The organism is Pseudomonas sp. M20 (assembly GCF_045037865.1).
Classification (GTDB): Bacteria; Pseudomonadota; Gammaproteobacteria; order Pseudomonadales; family Pseudomonadaceae; genus Aquipseudomonas.
Map to the genome: position 1 here is coordinate 4,483,757 of NZ_CP173611.1, position 19,986 is coordinate 4,503,742.

Sequence of the window (19,986 nt, forward strand, 5' to 3'; positions counted from 1 at the left end):
ATGCCCTGTCAGATATTTAACCGACATGTCTTGTTTCATTGACACACTGGCGCGGTGAATCAACGAATTTTGCATTGCGAGCGAACCGTTTAAGCTAGCGGGCATCTGTTAATAGTCCGTTGCGTTTGGCCGAAGGCTTGTCCGAACCGTTATTTCTGATCCAGCACGTGCCAGGAACGGCGCGGGATTGCTCACGACAGGTTGTATTTATGCACCGCAGGAATTTGCTCAAAGCGTCCATGGCCATTGCGGCTTACACCGGTCTTTCGGCCACTGGCCTGCTGGCCAGCCGCGCGTGGGCGGCCAATGGCGGCGCCGCCGATGGCGAGGCTCAGGCCTTCGACTTCGAAGCGCTGAAGCGCCAGGCCAAGCAACTGGCTGGCAGCGCCTATCAGGACACCAAACAGGTGCTGCCGCCGACCCTGGCGACCATGACCCCGCAGAACTTCAATGCGATCCGTTACGACGGCGAGCATTCGCTGTGGAAGGAGAACAAGGGCCAACTCGACGTGCAGTTCTTCCACGTCGGCATGGGCTTCCGTCAGCCGGTGCGCATGTACAGCGTCGACGCCAAGACGCGCACTGCCCGCGAAGTGCATTTCCGCCCGGCACTGTTCAACTATGAAAACACTTCAGTCGACACCCAGCAGCTCAAGGGTGACCTCGGTTTTGCCGGCTTCAAGCTGTTCAAAGCGCCGGAGCTGGATCGTCACGATGTGTTGTCGTTCCTCGGCGCCAGCTATTTCCGTGCGGTAGACGCCACTGGCCAATATGGCCTCTCGGCGCGCGGCCTGGCGATCGACACGTACGCGAAAAAACGCGAAGAATTCCCTGACTTCACCAAGTTCTGGTTCGAGACACCGGACAAGAACGCCACCCGATTTGTGGTGTATGCCCTGCTCGACTCGCCGAGTGCCACTGGCGCCTATCGCTTCGACATTGATTGCCAGGCCGAGCGCGTGGTGATGGAAGTCGATGCGCACATCAATGCGCGCACGGCAATCGAGCAATTGGGCATTTCGCCGATGACCAGTATGTTCAGTTGCGGCACCCACGAGCGCCGCATGTGCGACACCATCCACCCGCAGATCCACGACTCGGATCGTCTGGCGATGTGGCGCGGCAACGGCGAGTGGATCTGCCGTCCGCTGAACAACCCGGCGACCTTGCAATTCAATGCGTTTGCCGACACCGATCCAAAAGGTTTCGGGCTGGTGCAGACCGATCATGAATTCGCCAACTATCAGGACACCGTCGACTGGTACAGCAAGCGTCCGAGCCTGTGGGTCGAACCGACCACGGCGTGGGGCGAAGGCTCTATCGATCTGTTGGAAATTCCTACAACCGGGGAAACCCTCGACAACATCGTCGCGTTCTGGACACCGAAAAAACCGGTGGCTGCCGGCGATTCGCTGAACTATGGCTACAAGCTTTACTGGAGCGCATTGCCGCCAGTGGGTACGCCGTTGGCACGGGTGCACGCGACCCGTTCCGGCATGGGCGGTTTCACCGAAGGTTGGGCCCCGGGCGAGCATTATCCGCCGGTTTGGGCCCGTCGCTTCGCCGTGGACTTCACCGGCGGTGGTCTGGATCGCCTGCCGCAGGGCACCGGGATCGAGCCGGTGGTGACCTGCTCGAACGGCAAGGTGCAGGACTTCAGCGTGCTGGTGCTGGATGACATCAAGGGTTACCGGATCCTGTTTGACTGGTACCCGACCAGTGACAGCGTTGAGCCGGTGGAGCTGCGTTTGTTCATTCGCACCAATGACCGCACGTTGAGCGAGACCTGGTTGTACCAGTACTTCCCGCCGGCGCCGGACAAGCGTAAATACCCTTGAGGGTTCTCTAGCGTCTGATTGAGCCTCATCGCGAGCAGGCTCACTCCTACAGGGGAGATATGTCGTTCACAAAATCAGTGTTCGACGCAGATCAACTGTAGGAGTGAGCCTGCTCGCGATAGCATCCGCCTAGTCAGCACAAAAACACCTTCCAAAAACAAAGCCCCGGCCATCACTGACCGGGGCTTTTTGCTTTATTGCGACTGACTCAATCGCGCAAATCAGACTCATGAATCGGCTGATCACGATGAGTCGCGCGCTGATACTGCGCCGGCCACACCGCTTTGCGCCCGCCCAGATCATCGTCGGCATGCAGCGGCCAGTACGGATCACGCAGCAACTCGCGGGCGAGGAAGATGATGTCGGCCTGACAGGTGCGCAGAATGTGTTCGGCCTGCGCCGGCTCGGTAATCATTCCCACGGTGCCTGTGGCGATGCCTGACTCCTTACGCACACGTTCGGCGAAACGCGTCTGATAACCCGGCCCAACCGGAATTTCCGCGTTGGCCGCTGTCCCGCCCGACGACACATCGATCAGGTCCGCGCCCAACGTGTGCAGGCGTCGCGCCAGCTCTACGGTTTCGTCCGGGTTCCAGCCGTCCTCCACCCAGTCGGTGGCGGATACGCGGACAAACACCGGCAACTCCTCAGGCCAGACCGCCCTCACCGCCTCGGTAACCTGCAGCACCAGCCGAATACGGTTTTCAAAAGAGCCACCATATTGATCGCGGCGCTGATTGCTCAACGGCGAAAGAAACTGATGCAGCAGATAACCATGCGCCGCGTGCACCTCAACCACACTGAAACCCGCCTTCAACGCACGTTTGGCGGCATCGACAAAGGCCTGAATAACGTCGGCGATCTGCCCTTCATCCAGCTGTTTCGGTTGCGTGTGTTGTGGGTCAAAGGCAATCGGTGACGGCCCTACCGGGGTCCAGCCACCATCATCGGGTTTGACGCTGCCATGCTTGCCAATCCACGGCCGATGGGTGCTGGCCTTGCGCCCGGCGTGGGCTAGTTGAATGCCGGCAACCGCGCCCTGAGACGTGATGAAGCGGGTGATGCGTTGCAGCGGTTCGATCTGTTCGTCGTTCCACAGGCCGAGGTCTTCGGCGGTGATTCGCCCATCGGCGGTGACCGCCGTGGCTTCAGTGAATACCAGGCCGGCGCCACCCACCGCGCGGCTGCCGAGGTGCACCAGATGCCAGTCGTTGGCCAGACCGTCGACGCTGGAGTACTGGCACATCGGTGATACAGCGATGCGGTTGGGCAGGGTCAGTTGACGAAGAGTGAAGGGTTCAAGCAGCAGACTCATGGGGCACCTCTCAAATCAGTGGGCAGGCTCCAGGGTTCTGTTTGAATAGTCGACGAGTGACAGGAAAAAGGTGCAGCACCCGCCCCCGCGGGCAAAAAATTCGACAAGACGTCACAAGGCCAATCAAGCAGTGCTTAGAGCCTAGTCGACAACGGGGGATCGGGGGAAATTCAAGAAAAGATCGCAGCCTGCGGCAGCTCCTACAGAGCGCACTTCTATGTAGGAGCTGCCGAAGGCTGCGATCTTTTGATCTTCAGCGCGGTTCGATATGAGCAATCATCAACTGAACGGTCTCATTACCCCGAAACTCGTTAACGTCGAGCTTATAGGCGAGCTCAACCCACTTGATCGTCGGATTCGGCCAGATATCCCGGTCAATCCCAAACGCAATACCGTCCAGTTTCACCGAGCCACACTCGCTCTTCAGCACCACTTTCAAATGCCGTTCACCGACCACCCGCTGTTCGACCAACTGAAACACGCCATGAAACAGCGGCTCCGGGAAGTGCTGCCCCCAAGGCCCGGCGTGACGCAGCGCGCGGGCCAGTTCGAGGTGGAACTCTTCAACCGCCAGCGTGCCATCGGTCAGCATGCGCCCGGTCAGGTCGTCTTCGCGAAGTTGCCTACGCACTTCAGCGTCAAAGGCCTCGGCGAAAAGCGGAAAATTCTCCTGCGGCAAGGTCAGACCGGCCGCCATTGCGTGGCCGCCGTACTTGGCGATCAGGTTTGGATGCTGCGCCGCCACCACGCTCAACGCGTCACGAATGTGGAAGCCCTGCACCGAACGGCCCGAGCCTTTGAGCAAACCATCACCGGCATCAGCAAAGGCAATGGTCGGACGGAAGTAACGCTCTTTCATCCGCGACGCGAGAATACCGATCACGCCCTGGTGCCATTCCGGATCGAACAGGCACAGACCAAACGGCATCGACTCCACCGGCAAGTCCTTGAGCTGCGCCAGCGCTTCACGCTGCATGCCCTGCTCGATGGATTTACGATCCTGGTTCATGCCGTCGAGTTGCGCGGCCATTTCCCGGGCCAGATTGGCGTCGCCGGTCAGCAGGCACTCGATGCCCAGACTCATGTCATCCAGCCGTCCGGCGGCATTCAGCCGCGGGCCGACGATGAAACCGAGATCGGTGGAGGTAATGCGTGCAGCGTCACGCTTGGCGACTTCAAGTATCGCTTTGATGCCCGGCCGTGCGCGACCGGCGCGAATTCGTTCGAGGCCCTGATGCACCAGAATCCGGTTATTGGCGTCCAGCGGCACCACGTCAGCGACGCTGCCCAGCGCCACCAGATCAAGCAGTTCGCCAATGTTCGGCTGCGGCTTGTTCTCGTACCAGCCGAGGCTGCGCAAACGCGCGCGCAACGCCATCAGCACATAAAAAATCACCCCGACGCCGGCCAGCGCCTTGCTCGGGAACTCGCAACCGGGCTGGTTCGGGTTGACCAGCGCATCAGCCAGTGGCAGTTCATCGCCGGGCAAGTGGTGATCGGTGATCAGCACTTTCAGGCCATGGCGTTTGGCGGCAGCCACGCCTTCGACGCTGGAGATGCCGTTGTCCACGGTGACCAGCAAATGCGGCTCGCGGGTCATCGCAACTTCGACGATTTCCGGAGTCAGGCCATAGCCATATTCAAAGCGGTTCGGTACCAGATAATCGACATGTGCTGCACCGAGCAGACGCAAGCCAAGCATGCCAACAGTGCTGGCCGTCGCACCGTCCGCATCGAAGTCACCGACGATGAGGATGCGCTGGCGCTGTTCCAGCGCCGTCACCAGCAGGTCCACCGCTGCGTCGATGCCCTTGAGTTGCTGGAACGGGATCAACCGCGCCAGACTCTTGTCCAGCTCTGCCTCGGATTGCACGCCCCGCGCCGCATACAGGCGGGTCAGCAGCGGCGGAATATCACCGAGAAAAGGCAGAGTTTCGGGCAGTTGACGAGGTTCGATACGCATGGGGTGACGGAGACTTCTCTTTAATACGGGGGATTAATCAGTTGAGGGCGCAGGATCAGCCGCGCTCACCTTGCAGCCATTGCAACTGGACTTCGTGCTGACCACGGTCGTCGGTGACGAAGATCGTCCCTTCGCTGATCATCACGTCCCACTTGATGACGCGGGGCATGTCCTTGGCCAGGATTTCCAGCACTTCTTGCGGGACTGCTGCGATGTTGACGTTCTTCAGGTTCTTGATCGCCGGGATCACTTTGGTTTCCCAAACGCGCAGGCTGCCGTAGGCCAGCAGGCTGGTACGTTCGGTACGACGCGAGCACCAGGTCAGACGGTCGGCGTCTGGCTGGCCGACTTCGATCCAGTGCAGAACACGGTCGTCCAGGCTCTTTTCCCACAGCGCAGGTTCATCCACGTCTGACAGACCACGGCCGAATGACAACTGCTCGTTGTACCAGAGGGCGTAGGCCAGCAGGCGCACGGTCATGCGCTCTTCGGTTTCCGAAGGGTGACGGGCGATGGTCTGCTTGACGCTCTCGTAGACACTGCGGTCGAGGTCGGTGAGGTTCAGTTCAAATTTGTAGGTAGTGGACGGCTGGGCCATGAACGGGCTTCTTGATACGAGGAAAGTCGGCAAGTCTAACCGATGCGGTAGGCAATCATCGAATTGATGGCGATCAAGCTGCGGCGTCTGACAGCCGGCTATGTTAAAACGCTGTATCCGTTCCGCCTTGTCCTACAGGATTTCGCATGCCGTTCACCAGCAAACCGCTCTCGGGTCTGAAAGTCATTGAATTGGGTACATTGATTGCCGGGCCGTTTGCCTCGCGCATTTGCGGCGAGTTCGGCGCCGAAGTGATCAAGATCGAGTCGCCAGACGGCGGTGATCCCTTGCGCAAATGGCGAAAACTGTACGAAGGCACGTCGCTGTGGTGGTTCGTTCAGGCGCGCAATAAAAAGTCGCTGACGCTGAACCTCAAACACCCTGACGGCTTGGCGATCCTGAAAAAACTGCTCAGCGAAGCCGACATCCTCATCGAGAACTTCCGCCCCGGCGTGCTGGAAAAGCTTGCCCTGAGCTGGGAAACCCTGCACGCCTTGAACCCGAAACTGGTGATGGTGCGCCTTTCCGGTTTCGGCCAGACCGGGCCGATGAAGGATCAGCCGGGCTTCGGTGCGGTGGGCGAGTCCATGGGCGGTTTGCGCTACATCACTGGTTTCGAGGACCGTCCGCCGGTGCGCACCGGCATTTCCATCGGCGATTCGATAGCTGCGCTGTGGGGCGTGATCGGTGCGCTGATGGCGCTGCGTCATCGCGAGGTCAACGGTGGCCTCGGCCAAGTCGTCGATGTGGCGCTGTATGAAGCGATTTTCGCAATGATGGAAAGCATGGTGCCGGAGTTCGACGTGTTCGGTTTTATCCGCGAGCGCACCGGCAACATCATGCCCGGGATTACGCCCTCTTCGATTCACACCAGCGCTGACGGCAAGCATGTGCAGATCGGCGCCAACGGTGATGCGATCTTCAAACGCTTCATGCTGATCATCGGTCGCGAAGACCTCGCCAACGATCCGACACTGGCCAGCAACGACGGGCGCGATAATCGCCGCGACGAACTGTATGGCGTGATTGATCGCTGGGTCAATTCGCTGCCGCTGCAAAGCGTGCTCGACCTGCTCAATCAGGCCGAGGTACCGGCCAGCAGGATCTTCAGTGCCGAGGACATGTTCAACGATCCGCAGTACCTGGCCCGAGAGATGTTCCTGCACGCCAAACTGCCCGACGGCAAAGATTTCAAGATGCCGGGCATTGTGCCGAAACTCTCTGAGACACCGGGCAGTTCAGAATGGGTCGGACCGCAACTGGGTGAACACAATGCGCAGGTACTTCACGACCTTGGCTACGACGAGAGACAGATCGCCAAGCTGCGTGAAGACGGAGCCATCTAAGCTGAAGCGCCGGCAGACATCGCACGCCAACCGCGCCCACCATTGGTGGACATGGCGCCTGTTCGGCCTATTGTTTTTACTCGCCCTGTCGACCGGAGCGCAGGCGAAACCGACGCTGATCTGGCTGCTGCGAGACTTGCCGCCGCTGACCATTTTCGAAGGCCCGAAAAAGGGCCAGGGTGTGATCGACCAACTGATGCCGTTGCTGATCGCCGGCATGCCGCAGTACGAACACACGCTGATGCGGGTCAATCGCGCCCGTGGTCTGCAGATGCTCCACGAAAACCCGTTTGCCTGTGACCCCGCGCTGCTGTGGAACAAGGAGCGCGCGCAGTGGGTCGCGTATTCGATCCCGGCAATTCGCGCCGTGAGCAACGGCCTGGTGGTGCGCCAGCAAGATCGCTCGGTGCTCGAACCGTATCTGGTCGACGATGAAGTGGATCTGTCGGCGCTGCTGGCCGATACGGAACGCAAAGTCGGTGTGGTGGCGGAACGCAGCTACGGTGAGTTCATCGACACCCTTTTGCATCAAGCGCCCAGCAGTGCGCTGACGGCGCATTACGGCAACGATGCGCTGACCAATCTGCTGTCGATGCAGCGTCTCGGGCGGTTGCAGGTGGTGTTGGGCTATTGGCCGGAGATTCGCTATCAGGCGAAACAGGCACAGATCAATGAAGATGAACTGGAGTTCTATCCGATTCGGGGCAACGGCAAGTATCTGTCAGGCTACGTCGCCTGTTCCGACACCACGCAGGGCCGCCAGGCCATCAGCGAGATCAATCAGCTGCTGCGCACCCTGCCGCATGAACACCTGAACCAGCTCTACGCCGCATGGCTGGACCCTGACAGACGTGAGGATTATCTGGAACAGGCCCGCACATTCTTCGAACGCCAAGCCGCGCAGTAGGCAAATCGCAGACAAAAGAAACCCCGAGAAGTGGGGAGACGACTCGGGGTTAAACGTGGCCTACATAAAGACCCGTAGCAGCAAGCGACAAGCACCGGAGCACAATGCTTGATCCTGCTGTTACGTGGTCTGACTGACAGGGATGCAGGAAGGTTCCCACAAAAAATATTTCATCTTTACAGCGCCGCACGTTTGTCCAGTGCTGCGTTGCGCAAGGCCGCGATCACACAAGGCTCCAGCCGTCCTTCAGCGATCAGAACGTCGCGGTGCAAGCCGTCAACGACATCGGTCAACTGACGCTTGTCGGTCAGTTGTGCCTGATTGAATTCGCGTTCCACCACGATGGCGCCATGACTGTTCTTCAAGGTCACCAGGCATTCGCCATGGGAACCGCTTGGAGACAACGAAACCTGATACGGGCTCAGAGCCTCACCGAGCAATAGACTGATACTTTCCATCTCGATCTCCACTCAATAGTCCGAAAACTGTGTGCCTGGGGCGTGTTCACAATAAATGACCACCGGCCCGAGAAGAAAGTTCTGCATACCGACTGCCCCGTTCCTGGAGTGTCACCGGTCTGTCAGAGCATGCACGCCGAAGATGACAGAAAAATAACCGTCCCCGTCAAACCCGCACGGGTGGCGAAGCGGCGATCACGTAGCTGTCGAGCAAACCGCGCATCAGTACCGCCGACACTGGGGTTTGCAGGCGACCCAACAGCCGCATTCTATGCTCGCTCAGCAAGGGTTCGAGATCGTTCAGCAGGCTTGGCGCGACCGTTCCCAGCAGGATCAGCGCGCGTGCCTCCTGCTGAACCGCCAGATGATGGATCAGCGCCAGGCCATCGCCGCCCTTGAGCTGCGGATCGCAAATGGCGATATCGACCACGCCGCGATGGCCCAGTGAAGACAGGGCCGAGGCCAGCGACGGCGCCGTCAGTACGTCATAGATACCAATGGCATTGAGCATTTGATGCAATGCCATCAGTTGGAACGGATTGGGTTCAAGTATCAGGACTTTAAGCGAGCGCATAAGCGGCCTCTGAAGCGACAATCGCGGACTCTCACCGCAGTGGTTGTCACTCTAGGGCAGCAGTCCTAAGCCTCCCATCGGAAAAGTAGCCGCGTCATATAGGACATTTCCCATCTTCAATGCGGACATCGGCACCCACTCTCTGTCCGACGCTGGGTGATGTCTGTCCAACCGCCCAAAAGCCCACGCAATTTGCCATCAGCACTGTAAAACGGCACCGTCCATTGATAGACCTCACGGGTGCCATTCTTGAACTGCAATCGCCGTTTGCTGAAACGCGACTTGCGCGTGCGCAACTGCACCATGAACTCATCGTGCAACATCAGCGCCGTGGCTTCAGGCAACGCGTTGACTTCAATCAGCAGCCGCCCCAGCACCTGATCCAGTCGAACCGAGAGCGCTTCCTCATAGCTACGATTGCACATGATCAGCCGCCCTTGCAGATCACGGACAAACACCGGATCAGGCATGGAGTCGATCAATGCATGCTGAAATGCCAGTTGATCGCCCAGATCTTTTTCCGCCGTGCGCCGCAGCTTGATCACGGCGGTCAGACGCCGATTCCATATCAGCGACAGCAGGCCGAACACGCCAAGCCCACCCATGCCCCAGCAACCCCATTCAAGCATCTGCTGCCAGACTGACGGCACGGGCGCCGGTGCAATACCTTCCAGCCATTTCAGGCGGATGGCCCGCAATTCGGCTGCGGGAAACGCCTCAAGGGCCTTGTTGAGAATACTCAGGAGCACAGGCATGCCTTTGCGCACGGCCAGGTTATCCGCTTCCCATTTGCCCTCAACCAGACCTCCGACCTTGAGCAAACCCAGCGGGTAAAGCTGCGCGCCGATTTCGTTTTCGATGGTGGCGTAGGCTTCACCGCTTTCAACCAGCGCCCGCGCCTCGGCGTAGGTCTTGACCGAGCGAATCTCGATCAAGGGGAAGTCACGCCTGATCATGTCTTCCAGCGCATGCCGGGCCGGTAGCACCAGCACCCGTTTGCTCAACTGCTCGAAGGCATCCAGCCGAGGTGCGTCAGCGCGTCCAACAAACACCCAGCCCGCGCCACCGAACGCGTGGCTGTAATCCAGGAATGCCTTGCGCTCCTCGCTCATCGCCAGGGTCGTACTGATATCGGCCGCGCCGCTCTCCAGTCGTTCGAGCATGTGATCGGTGGAAAACGATTCCTGATGCACAAACCGCAACCCGGTCATCGCCGTCACACGCTTGAGTACATCGTTGTTCAAGCCGCTCCACTGCCCGTGCTCATCCTGGAACAGATACAACGGGTACTGCACCGACGTGACCGTCACCTCGGGGTTGTCGCGAATCCATTGACGCTCGTGTGCGGCCAGTTCGATGGGCTGGACTTTGCCGGCCACGGCCTCGTCATGCAGCGCCAGTTGCGCCGCCTCACTGCTGCGCATCAAGGCCAGTAATGCGAACAAGAACAGCCCAGCCAGTGCCGGTTTCAAACCTCTATAAAACAGCATTGCCACTTCCTTCGTGATCGACTCACCCGTCCTTCGTGGGTGAAAACCCGAGCAGTGTGGCAGCAGAAACAAAAAAGCCCGTCAGGAGACGGGCTTCAAAATGTGACAGCTTTTACTGGCTTAAAGCGGCTTGCCGCGGTTGCCATGCTGGCTGACAAAGGCTTGCACGGCTTTCAGCTCGTTTGGCAGAACGGTGCAACGCTCGTTTCGCTCAAACAAATCAGAAAGATGTGCAGGTAGTTCGAGCGCTTTTCCTACACCGGCCTTCTCTACCGCATCCGGGAATTTCACCGGGTGTGCGGTGCCGAGAATTACCATCGGGATATCGAGGCTACGACGGCATTCGCGTGCAGCCTTGACGCCGATGGCGGTGTGCGGATCCAGCACTTCGCCAGTCTGCTCGTAGACTTCGGCAATGGTTTCGCAAGTCTGCGCGTCATCCACGGCCAGCGAGTCGAACAGTTTGCGCGCTTCGGTCCAGCGTTCTTGTTCGACGCTGAAACCGCCGCCCTGCTTGAACGAATCCATCAGACCGGCGATTGCCGCGCCGTTGCGACCGTGCAGGTCGAACAGCAGGCGCTCGAAGTTCGACGAGACCATGATGTCCATCGACGGCGACAGCGTGGCGTGCAGGGTTTCCTTGACGTACTGATTGCCGCTCATGAAGCGGTGCAGGATGTCGTTGCGGTTGGTGGCGACGATCAACTGGTTGATCGGCAGGCCCATGTTGCGGGCCAGGTAGCCGGCGAAGATGTCGCCGAAGTTGCCGGTTGGTACCGAGAACGACACCGAACGCGCCGGGCCGCCCAGTTGCAGCGATGCGTGGAAGTAGTAAACGATCTGGGCCATGATCCGCGCCCAGTTGATCGAGTTCACCGCCACCAGGCGCGTGCCTTTGAGGAAGCTCTGGTCGGCGAAGCTCGCCTTGACCATTTCCTGGCAGTCATCGAAATTACCTTCGATGGCAATGTTGTGGATATTCTCGCCGAAAATCGTGGTCATCTGTCGGCGCTGCACTTCGGACACACGGTTGTGCGGGTGCAGGATGAAGATGTCGACGTTTTCGCAGTGCTTGCAGCCTTCGATGGCGGCCGAACCGGTATCACCGGAAGTGGCGCCGACGATCACTACGCGCTCGCCGCGCTTTTCCAGCACGTAGTCGAGCAGACGACCGAGCAGTTGCAGGGCGAAGTCCTTGAACGCCAGGGTCGGGCCATGGAACAGCTCCAGCACCCATTCGTTGCCGTTCAGCTGACGCAGCGGCGCCACGGCGCTGTGCGAGAACACGCCGTAGGTTTCTTCGAGAATCTTTTTGAAATCGGCGTCCGGAATGCTGCCGGTGACGAACGGGCGCATCACCCGGAAGGCCAGCTCGTGATACGGCAGGCCGGCCCAGGAAGCGATCTCTTCCTGGGTGAAACGTGGCAGGTTTTCCGGAACGTACAGACCGCCGTCGGTCGCCAGACCGGCCAGCAGGACCTCTTCGAAATTCAGGGCCGGTGCCTGGCCGCGGGTACTGATATAACGCATAAGGGCAAACCTTCGGTTTGAGCTACAAGCTGCAAGCTGCAAGCTACAAGTGAAAAGCGGCTCTGCTTTTACTTGCAGCTTGAAGCTGGAAACTTGCCGCTGCTGTTAATTCAAGTGTTCGACGCGGATCCGTACAACCGGACCATTCACGCCGGCCAGCGCTTCGAGGGCGGCGATGGCATCGTTGATGCGCTGTTCCACGACACGGTGGGTCAGCAGGATCATCGGCACCAGACCGTCGTGTTCCTCGACTTCCTTCTGCATGATCGACTCGATGTTGATGCCGCGCTCCGAGAGGATGCTCGCCACCTGAGCGAGTACGCCCGGATGGTCCTTGGCCTGAATGCGCAGGTAATAAGCGCTTTCGCAGGCTTCGATCGGCAGGATCGGATGGGCCGACAGCGAGTCTGGCTGGAAGGCCAGGTGCGGCACGCGGTTTTCCGGATCGGAAGTCATGGCGCGAACCACGTCGACCAGATCGGCGATCACCGACGAAGCAGTTGGCTCCATGCCAGCGCCAGCGCCGTAGAACAGCGTCGAGCCGGCAGCGTCACCGTTGACCATTACCGCGTTCATCACGCCGTTGACGTTGGCGATCAGGCGATCAGCCGGGATCAACGTCGGGTGCACGCGCAACTCGATGCCGGCGGCAGTGCTGCGCGCCACACCGAGGTGCTTGATGCGATAGCCCAGCGCTTCGGCGTAGTTGACGTCAGCGGTGGTCAGCTTGGTGATGCCTTCGGTGTAAGCCTTGTCGAATTGCAGTGGAATGCCGAAGGCGATGGAGGCCAGAATCGTCAGCTTGTGCGCGGCGTCGATGCCTTCAACGTCGAAGGTCGGATCGGCTTCGGCGTAACCCAGTGCCTGAGCTTCGGCCAACACGTCTTCGAAGGTACGGCCCTTCTCGCGCATTTCGGTAAGGATGAAGTTACCGGTGCCGTTGATGATCCCGGCGACCCAGTTGATGCGGTTGGCGGACAGGCCTTCACGGATCGCCTTGATCACCGGAATGCCACCGGCCACGGCCGCTTCGAACGCCACGATCACGCCTTTCTCGCGAGCCTTGGCGAAAATTTCATTACCGTGAACGGCAATCAGAGCCTTGTTCGCGGTGACCACATGCTTGCCATTCTCGATGGCCTTGAGTACCAGCTCGCGGGCAACGGTGTAGCCGCCCATCAGCTCTATAACGATGTCGATCTCAGGGTTTGTGGCCACTTCGAAGACATCGTTGGTAATCGCAATACCGGTCGTCTGGAACTGAGGCTTTGGCGTGCGCATGGCAATTTGTGCCACTTCGATCCCACGCCCGGCACGACGAGCAATTTCCTCGGCGTTGCGCTGAAGTACGTTGAAGGTACCGCCACCGACGGTCCCTAACCCACAGATGCCTACTTTGACCGGATTCACTGTGAACTCCCCATAAAACGGCCGACGCGGGGTCGGCCGGAAAACAACCGCGTGCTCGCGGCTCTCTATTGATGGCCCGGCGATGTCGCTGCCGGGCCATGATCGTCACGGCTGACCGTGACGATGCGAATTTACTTCGCGCCCAGCGCCAGTTTGGCGACTTGTGGCGCAGGCTGGTAGCCCGGAATCACTTGTCCGTCAGCCAAAACGATGGCCGGTGTACCGTTCACGCCGATCGACTGACCGAGGGCGAACTGTTTGGAAACCGGGTTATCGCATTTGGCGGCCTTGATTTCCTTGCCATCGACCATTTTGTCCATGGCGGCTTTCTTGTCTTTCGAGCACCAAACGGCTTGCAGTTGCTCATCACCCGGCGAGTTCAGACCCTGGCGCGGGAAAGCGACATAGCGCACTTCGATGCCGCGCTTGTTCAGCTCAGGCACTTCGGCGTGCAGCTTGTGGCAGTAAGGGCAAGTGGTGTCGGTGAACACGGTAATGTGCGATTTGGTTTCGCCCACGGCCGGGTACACCACGGTTTCGGCAACCGGAATGGCGTTGATCAGTTTGGAGATGCCCAGGCGTTCGGTCTTCTCGGTCAGGTTGACCGGTTTGCCGTCCTTGAGCTGGAACAGGTAGCCCTGAACGATGTATTGGCCGTCGGCGCTGGCGTAGAGCACGCGGCTGCCCTTGAGTTTGACTTCGTACATGCCCGGCAACGGACTGGCGCTGATGCTTTCGACCGGAACCTCGAGTTCGAGTTTTTCCAGGCTTTGACGAATGGCTTTGTCGGCCGCGTCATCGGCGACGGCAAAGGTGCTGACCAACGCAATGGCTGCGGCGGCGAAAATCTGGGTCAGACGCATGAGAACTCCTGAAGGCGGACAAATGGAACGATCAGAACGCCCGTGCCGGAACACCGGGTCATAACCGTCCATCGTGCAAACCGGCAAAGCCTAACACATAAGGCCACGGTGGCCGAATGCGCCTGTCGCCATAGATCACACCGCTTTATGTAGGAGTTGCCGAAGGCTGCGATCTTTTGATTTTGTTTTTAAGATCAAAAGATCGCAGCCTTCGGCAGCTCCTACAGGGGGAGGTATGGAGTTAACCTCTCGGGTGGTGTTTGGCGTGCAGGTCCTGCAAGCGGGCGCGGGCAACGTGGGTGTAGATCTGCGTGGTGGAGAGGTCGCTGTGCCCGAGCAGCATCTGCACCACGCGTAAATCCGCGCCGTGGTTGAGCAGGTGCGTGGCAAACGCGTGACGCAAAGTGTGCGGCGACAGCGACTTGCCAATCCCCGCGACCTTGGCCTGATGCTTGATCCGGTGCCAGAAGGTCTGGCGAGTCATCTGCTCACCGCGCTGGCTGGGGAACAACACATCGCTGGGCCGGCCGCCGAGCAGTTCGCGGCGACCATCGCGCATGTAGCGCTCAATCCAGACTATCGCTTCCTCGCCCATTGGCACCAGCCGCTCCTTGCTGCCCTTGCCCATCACCCGCAACACACCCTGACGCAGGTTGACCTGTTCCAGCGTCAGACTGACCAGTTCGGTCACGCGCAGGCCACAGGCGTACAGAACTTCAAGCATGGCGCGGTCGCGCTGGCCGATGGCTTCGCTCAGATCCGGCGCTTTAAGCAGCGCCTCGACGTCAGCTTCCGACAGGGACTTAGGCAACGGCCTACCGAGTTGGGGCATATCGACGCGCAACGTCGGGTCGACGCTGATCATCTTTTCCCGCAACAGATAGCGATAAAAGCCACGCACACCGGAGAGAAATCTCGCCGTGGAACGCGGTTTGTAGTTCTGCTCCAGACGCCAGGCCAGATGATCAAGGATCAGCTCGCGGCCTGCATTGATCAGCTCGAGATTTTTCTCCTGCAGCCAGCCATTGAACAGCGCCAGATCGCTGCGATAGGCGCCGCGGGTGTTCTCGGACAGGCCCTTCTCCAGCCATAAAGCGTCGAGGAATTGGTCAATCAGCGGATGGTCGATGGCAGGCATGGGCGCTCAAGACACACAGCCTCAGGGACTGTGCGCAAATGTAGAGTGAACTGTAGGAATGGGCGCTAGTCTTTCATAGCCCGCTATTTCAAGGAACAGGGAGCATCAATGAACGAGCAGCAAATTCTACTGGCATTTGGCGGGATTGGTGCGGCGGCGCTGGGTTGCCAATGGCTGGCCTGGCGCCTGAAGCTGCCAGCGATTCTGTTCCTGTTGCTGACCGGTATTCTGGTCGGCCCGGTGTTGGGCTGGCTCGATCCGCAGGAAATGTTCGGCCCACTGTTGATGCCGCTGGTGTCACTGGCGGTGGCGTTGATTCTGTTCGAGGGCAGCCTGACTCTGCACCTCTCTGAGTGGAAGGAGATCGGCAGCGTCGTCCATCGTCTGGTGACCCTTGGTGCGATTTCGACCTGGATCGTTATCGCGGTGGCTACGCACTTTCTGCTCGGCTTCGACTGGATGCTGGCCATCCTGTTCGGCAGCCTGACTCTGGTCACCGGCCCGACGGTGATCGTGCCGATGTTGCGGGTGGTACGACCGAAAGCCTCGATTGCCAACATTCTGCGCTGGGAAGGCATTGTCATCGACCCGATCGGCGCCCTCCTCGCCGTGGTGGTTTACAGTTTCATTATTGCCAGCGCTGAAGGCCATGGCCTCAAGCAGAGCCTGTTCACTTTTGGCGGCGTGATTGTCTGTGGCGCAGTGTTCGGGATTGTCGGCGGCTGGTTGCTCGGCACAGTGATCCGCCGGCAGTGGCTGCCGGAGTATCTGCATAACCTCGCTTCGCTGGCGGCGGTGCTGGGGATTTTCATTGCCTCCAACGAAGTAATGCATGAATCCGGCCTGCTGGCCGTGACGCTGATGGGCATGTGGCTGGCCAACATGAAGGGCGTGGATGTGCGGCACATCCTGCATTTCAAGGAAAACCTCAGCGTGCTGCTGATTTCCGGGTTGTTCATTTTGCTGGCGGCGCGTCTGGATTTGTACGCGCTGATCGGGCTGGGGCCGCTGGTGTTGATTCTGCTGCTGGTGATTCAGTTGATCGCTCGGCCGCTGAACGTACTGCTCAGCACCGCTGGTTCGAGCCTGAGCTGGCGTGAGCGCGCTCTGCTGTGCTGGATCGCGCCACGCGGGATCGTCGCAGCCGCGGTGTCGGCGATTTTTGCGATTCGTCTGCACGAGGCCGGGCATGAAGGGGCGCTGCTGCTGGTGCCGCTGACGTTCGCGGTGATCATCGGCACGGTGGTGCTGCAGAGTGCGACGGCGCGTCCGTTGGCGCGCTTGCTTAAGGTGGCCGAACCGGCGCCTAGCGGCTTCCTGATCGTCGGCGCCAACGGCCCGGCTCGCGAGTTGGGCAAGTCGTTGCAGCAATTGGGCAGTCGCGTGTTGCTGACTGATTCGAGCTGGGAAAACATTCGTGCGGCGCGCATGGAAGGTCTGCCGACGTACTTCGGCAACCCGGCTTCACAGCATGCCGATGCGCATCTGGATTTGGTCGGGTTGGGGCATTTGCTGGCGCTGTCACCGTCGGGTGAGCTGAATACGTTAGCGGCGATGCGTTTTCGTCATGACTTTGGGCATCAACGTTTGTTCGGGTTGGCCAGTGGGCATGAGAGTCGGCGCAGCGATAAACATCGGGCGAGTCTGGAACACCGGGGTAATCAATTGGGCAGCGAGGCGTTTACCTACGCGAAACTGGCCAGCCAGATGGGCCAGGGTGCCGAGTTGTACAGCACGACGCTGACGGATGGTTTTGGTTGGGAGGATTACCAGGCGCTGCATGGGAGTCGTGCGACCTTGCTGTTCATGCGCGATGACAGTGGCTGGGTGCATGTGGTGACGCCGGAGACTACGGTGAGGCCTGGGGCGGGATGGACGCTTCTGGCGCTGATTCAGCCGGAGACTTCCATCGCCTGAACTGACGCCTTCGCGAGCAGGCTCGCTCCCACAGGTTCTGTGCCGGACACAAAAGTTGTGTTCACCCGATCACTGTGGGAGCGAGCTTGCTCGCGAATGGCGCGACTCGATATCAGATCAGGCCGCAAAACCTGGCAGCACCGGCACTGGCCGCTTGTCGTCGTCGATGGCGACAAAGCTGAACTGCCCATGAATCGCCTTCTCGCGGCCATCACAGCTCATGCTCTCGACAAACACTTCCACCTCGACCTTGAGGCTGGTGTTGCCGACCTTGATCACCTTCCCGACCAATTCGACGATGGACCCCGCCGGGATCGCGTGATTGAAGTCAATGCGGTCGGTGGACACGGTCACCAGTGGCAAGCGGCAGAAGCGTGTGGCGGTGATGAACGACACTTCGTCCATCCATGCCAGCGCGGTGCCGCCGAACAGAGTGTTGTGGTGGTTTGTGGTCGGCGGGAAGACGGCTTTGGTCACGCGGGTCACCGAGAGTTCGGTGCGGCGTTGGATTTCCTGGTCGCGGGGCTTCATGGCGGTTACTGCTCGTGTGTTTGTCCGCCGGTAAAAGCAAGATCAAAAGATCGCAGCCTTCGGCAGCTCTTACAGGGGAGGAATTTCGGACAACAAAAAAGCAGCCCGTAGGCTGCTTTTTTCTGCATCGGAAGCTGGACTTAAGCCAGTTTTTCCTTGATGCGAGCTGCTTTACCCGACAGGTCGCGCAGGTAGTACAGCTTGGCTTTACGTACGTCACCGCGACGTTTAACAGCCATGCTGTCGATCTGCGGGGAGTAGGTCTGGAAAGTACGTTCTACGCCAACACCGTTGGAGATTTTACGAACGGTGAACGCACTGTTCACGCCGCGGTTACGCTTGGCGATTACAACGCCTTCGAACGCTTGCAGACGGGAACGATCGCCTTCCTTCACTTTCACCTGAACGACAATGGTGTCGCCTGGGGCGAAGGTAGGGATTTCTTTGGTCATCTGCTCTGCTTCGAGTGCAAGGATGATTTTGTTGGTCATGCTGTGCTCCTAAGGTAAATCGTTCGATCTACCATCGATACGTTGTTAACTATCGTCCCGCTCGCGGATGTATTCCTCGAGCAGCTTCTTCTCTTCTCCAGAAAGCGAGCGGCTTTCCAGAAGATCGGCGCGTCGTTCAAAGGTCCTACCAAGGGACTGCTGTAAACGCCAACGCCGGATATGCGCGTGATTGCCACTCAGCAACACGTCGGGAACACGCTGATCCGCATACACCTCAGGTCGGGTGTAGTGCGGGCAATCCAGCAGACCATCCGTAAAGGAATCTTCCTCGGCGGAATCCGCATGCCCTAAAGCTCCAGGCAGCAGTCGTGTAACCGCATCGATCAGGACCATCGCCGGCAGCTCGCCGCCAGACAGTACATAGTCGCCAATCGACCACTCTTCATCGACATGAGCTTCAATAAAACGCTCGTCAATGCCTTCATAGCGGCCGGCAATCAGGATCAATGCATCCGATTGTGCCAACTCGCGTACCGCCGACTGAGTCAGTTGACGGCCTTGGGGGGACAGGTAAATCACCTTCGCCGCCTCCCCGGCTGCTGCCTTGGCCTGAACCAGAGCATCTTCCAGGGGCTTGATCTTCATCACCATGCCCGGACCACCGCCAAACGGGCGATCGTCCACAGTGTGATGCCGATCCGTCGTGTAATCCCGCGGGTTCCAACAGGTCAGCTGCAAGAGCCCCTGTTTGACCGCTCGACTGGTGATGCCGTAGTCGCCGATGGCGGAAAACATCTCGGGAAACAAACTGATCACTTCTACGCGCAAGTTAGCCACGCTTAGAAGTCCGCGTCCCAATCCACCTTCATCTCGCCCGCGGCCAGATCGACTGCCAACACACATTGCGCCGTATAGGGCAACAAGCGTTCGCGATCATCCAGGCTGCCAGCGCAAGGCTTGACGACCATTACATCATTGGCGCCGGTTTCCAGAAGATGATCGACTTTCCCGAGCAATTGCCCCAGTTGATCGATGACCTTCAGACCTTCCAGCTGGTACCAGTAGTACTCGCCGTCGGTCAATTCAGGGAACAGGTTGCGCGGCACGCAGATCTCATAACCGGCCAGAAGACGAGCTTCTTCACGATCATCAAGACCCTTGAGCTTGGCGACCAGGAACTTATCGCTCCCGCGTCCACTGACCAGCTCGACCTGTTTGACATTGCCTTCGCGCTTGAGCGTCCAGGTTTTGTACTGCAACAGGTTTTCAGTCGGATCAGTAAAGGAATAAACCTTCACTTCGCCGCGAACGCCATGAACAGAATAAATTTTGCCAATAACGATCAAATCATCGGCAACAGCAGGCGTCGCGTTCATATTGCTCAGGCCGCAGCCTTTGCAGATTCCTTCAGCAACTGAGCAACACGCTCAGAAGGCTGTGCACCAACGCTCAGCCAGTAGGCTACGCGCTCTTGGTTCACGGACAGACGGATTTCCTGACCACGTGCAACAGGGTTGAAGAAACCAACCTGTTCTTTGTGGGAGCCGTCACGCGGGTTACGCGAGTCGGTTACGGTCAGGTGATAAAACGGGCGCTTTTTGGAGCCGCCAAGGGCAAGACGGATTGTTAGCATGTGAACATCGTTCCTGTAGTCGG

19 protein-coding genes are annotated in these 19,986 nt (G+C 59.1%); 4 read left to right on the forward strand and 15 right to left on the reverse strand.

Features of this window, described 5'->3' with window-relative positions; all coding sequences use genetic code 11:
* The first annotated feature begins 209 nt into the window (after nucleotides 1–209).
* Nucleotides 210–1,838: a glucan biosynthesis protein D gene (locus ACI514_RS20005; protein ID WP_099758089.1), complete on the forward strand. Its 1,629-nt coding sequence runs from the start codon at nucleotides 210–212 to the stop codon at nucleotides 1,836–1,838.
* Between the two features lie 208 nt (nucleotides 1,839–2,046).
* Here the strand turns inward: ACI514_RS20005 and ACI514_RS20010 are convergent, their stop codons facing one another.
* The 3 genes from ACI514_RS20010 to ACI514_RS20020 form a co-directional block, all read right to left on the reverse strand.
* Complete coding sequence (locus ACI514_RS20010) at nucleotides 2,047–3,153, reverse strand: NADH:flavin oxidoreductase/NADH oxidase (protein WP_095119340.1); 1,107 nt, start codon at nucleotides 3,151–3,153, stop codon at nucleotides 2,047–2,049.
* Nucleotides 3,154–3,406: 253 nt separating this feature from the next.
* The gene (gene recJ / locus ACI514_RS20015; protein WP_160056111.1) at nucleotides 3,407–5,116 is read right to left on the reverse strand and encodes a single-stranded-DNA-specific exonuclease RecJ; all 1,710 of its coding nucleotides are present in this window, start codon (nucleotides 5,114–5,116) and stop codon (nucleotides 3,407–3,409) included.
* 55 nt (nucleotides 5,117–5,171) lie between these two features.
* Nucleotides 5,172–5,714, reverse strand: coding sequence for a YaeQ family protein (locus ACI514_RS20020; RefSeq protein ID WP_160056109.1), 543 nt, complete (start codon nucleotides 5,712–5,714; stop codon nucleotides 5,172–5,174).
* 146 nt (nucleotides 5,715–5,860) lie between these two features.
* On the opposite strand from ACI514_RS20020, the gene ACI514_RS20025 reads away from it, so the two are divergent.
* Nucleotides 5,861–7,060, forward strand: a complete 1,200-nt coding sequence (locus ACI514_RS20025) for a CaiB/BaiF CoA transferase family protein (RefSeq protein ID WP_405122254.1) — start codon at nucleotides 5,861–5,863, stop codon at nucleotides 7,058–7,060.
* On the forward strand, nucleotides 6,987–7,967 hold the full coding sequence (locus ACI514_RS20030; protein ID WP_405122255.1) for a TIGR02285 family protein: 981 nt from the start codon (nucleotides 6,987–6,989) through the stop codon (nucleotides 7,965–7,967). Before ACI514_RS20025 ends, ACI514_RS20030 begins: the two co-directional genes overlap by 74 nt.
* A gap of 176 nt (nucleotides 7,968–8,143) precedes the next feature.
* Here ACI514_RS20030 and ACI514_RS20035 read toward each other — a convergent pair whose 3' ends face one another.
* The 7 genes from ACI514_RS20035 to xerD form a co-directional block, all read right to left on the reverse strand.
* A complete protein-coding gene (locus tag ACI514_RS20035; RefSeq protein ID WP_122598066.1) occupies nucleotides 8,144–8,425 on the reverse strand; it encodes a DUF3509 domain-containing protein in 282 nt (93 codons plus the stop codon).
* Between the two features lie 166 nt (nucleotides 8,426–8,591).
* Nucleotides 8,592–8,999, reverse strand: coding sequence for a response regulator (locus ACI514_RS20040; protein WP_160056105.1), 408 nt, complete (start codon nucleotides 8,997–8,999; stop codon nucleotides 8,592–8,594).
* Nucleotides 9,000–9,115: 116 nt separating this feature from the next.
* Nucleotides 9,116–10,489 (reverse strand): transporter substrate-binding domain-containing protein, encoded by a 1,374-nt coding sequence (locus tag ACI514_RS20045; RefSeq protein WP_160056103.1) that lies wholly within the window; start codon nucleotides 10,487–10,489, stop codon nucleotides 9,116–9,118.
* 120 nt (nucleotides 10,490–10,609) lie between these two features.
* Nucleotides 10,610–12,019: a threonine synthase gene (thrC, locus tag ACI514_RS20050; RefSeq protein WP_405122256.1), complete on the reverse strand. Its 1,410-nt coding sequence runs from the start codon at nucleotides 12,017–12,019 to the stop codon at nucleotides 10,610–10,612.
* A 105-nt stretch (nucleotides 12,020–12,124) separates the two neighbouring features.
* Nucleotides 12,125–13,429 (reverse strand): homoserine dehydrogenase, encoded by a 1,305-nt coding sequence (locus ACI514_RS20055; RefSeq protein WP_007908972.1) that lies wholly within the window; start codon nucleotides 13,427–13,429, stop codon nucleotides 12,125–12,127.
* A gap of 131 nt (nucleotides 13,430–13,560) precedes the next feature.
* Nucleotides 13,561–14,292 (reverse strand): bifunctional protein-disulfide isomerase/oxidoreductase DsbC, encoded by a 732-nt coding sequence (dsbC, locus tag ACI514_RS20060; protein ID WP_007908974.1) that lies wholly within the window; start codon nucleotides 14,290–14,292, stop codon nucleotides 13,561–13,563.
* Nucleotides 14,293–14,533: 241 nt separating this feature from the next.
* Nucleotides 14,534–15,430 carry a site-specific tyrosine recombinase XerD gene (gene xerD / locus ACI514_RS20065; RefSeq protein ID WP_160056099.1) on the reverse strand — a complete coding sequence of 299 codons (897 nt, stop codon included), beginning with the start codon at nucleotides 15,428–15,430 and terminating at the stop codon, nucleotides 14,534–14,536.
* 108 nt (nucleotides 15,431–15,538) lie between these two features.
* On the opposite strand from xerD, the gene ACI514_RS20070 reads away from it, so the two are divergent.
* Nucleotides 15,539–17,347, forward strand: coding sequence for a cation:proton antiporter (locus ACI514_RS20070; protein WP_405122257.1), 1,809 nt, complete (start codon nucleotides 15,539–15,541; stop codon nucleotides 17,345–17,347).
* 117 nt (nucleotides 17,348–17,464) lie between these two features.
* On the opposite strand, the gene ACI514_RS20075 is transcribed toward ACI514_RS20070, so the two are convergent.
* The 5 genes from ACI514_RS20075 to rpsP all read right to left on the reverse strand — a co-directional run bounded on the left by ACI514_RS20075 (nucleotide 17,465) and on the right by rpsP (nucleotide 19,963).
* Nucleotides 17,465–17,878 carry an acyl-CoA thioesterase gene (locus tag ACI514_RS20075; protein ID WP_160056095.1) on the reverse strand — a complete coding sequence of 138 codons (414 nt, stop codon included), beginning with the start codon at nucleotides 17,876–17,878 and terminating at the stop codon, nucleotides 17,465–17,467.
* 140 nt (nucleotides 17,879–18,018) lie between these two features.
* Complete coding sequence (gene rplS, locus ACI514_RS20080) at nucleotides 18,019–18,369, reverse strand: 50S ribosomal protein L19 (RefSeq protein WP_003175895.1); 351 nt, start codon at nucleotides 18,367–18,369, stop codon at nucleotides 18,019–18,021.
* A 45-nt stretch (nucleotides 18,370–18,414) separates the two neighbouring features.
* Complete coding sequence (gene trmD / locus ACI514_RS20085) at nucleotides 18,415–19,167, reverse strand: tRNA (guanosine(37)-N1)-methyltransferase TrmD (RefSeq protein WP_008081628.1); 753 nt, start codon at nucleotides 19,165–19,167, stop codon at nucleotides 18,415–18,417.
* Nucleotides 19,168–19,169: 2 nt separating this feature from the next.
* Nucleotides 19,170–19,706 carry a ribosome maturation factor RimM gene (gene rimM, locus ACI514_RS20090; protein WP_160056093.1) on the reverse strand — a complete coding sequence of 179 codons (537 nt, stop codon included), beginning with the start codon at nucleotides 19,704–19,706 and terminating at the stop codon, nucleotides 19,170–19,172.
* A gap of 5 nt (nucleotides 19,707–19,711) precedes the next feature.
* On the reverse strand, nucleotides 19,712–19,963 hold the full coding sequence (gene rpsP, locus ACI514_RS20095) for a 30S ribosomal protein S16 (RefSeq protein WP_003185073.1): 252 nt from the start codon (nucleotides 19,961–19,963) through the stop codon (nucleotides 19,712–19,714).
* Nucleotides 19,964–19,986 lie beyond the last annotated feature (23 nt).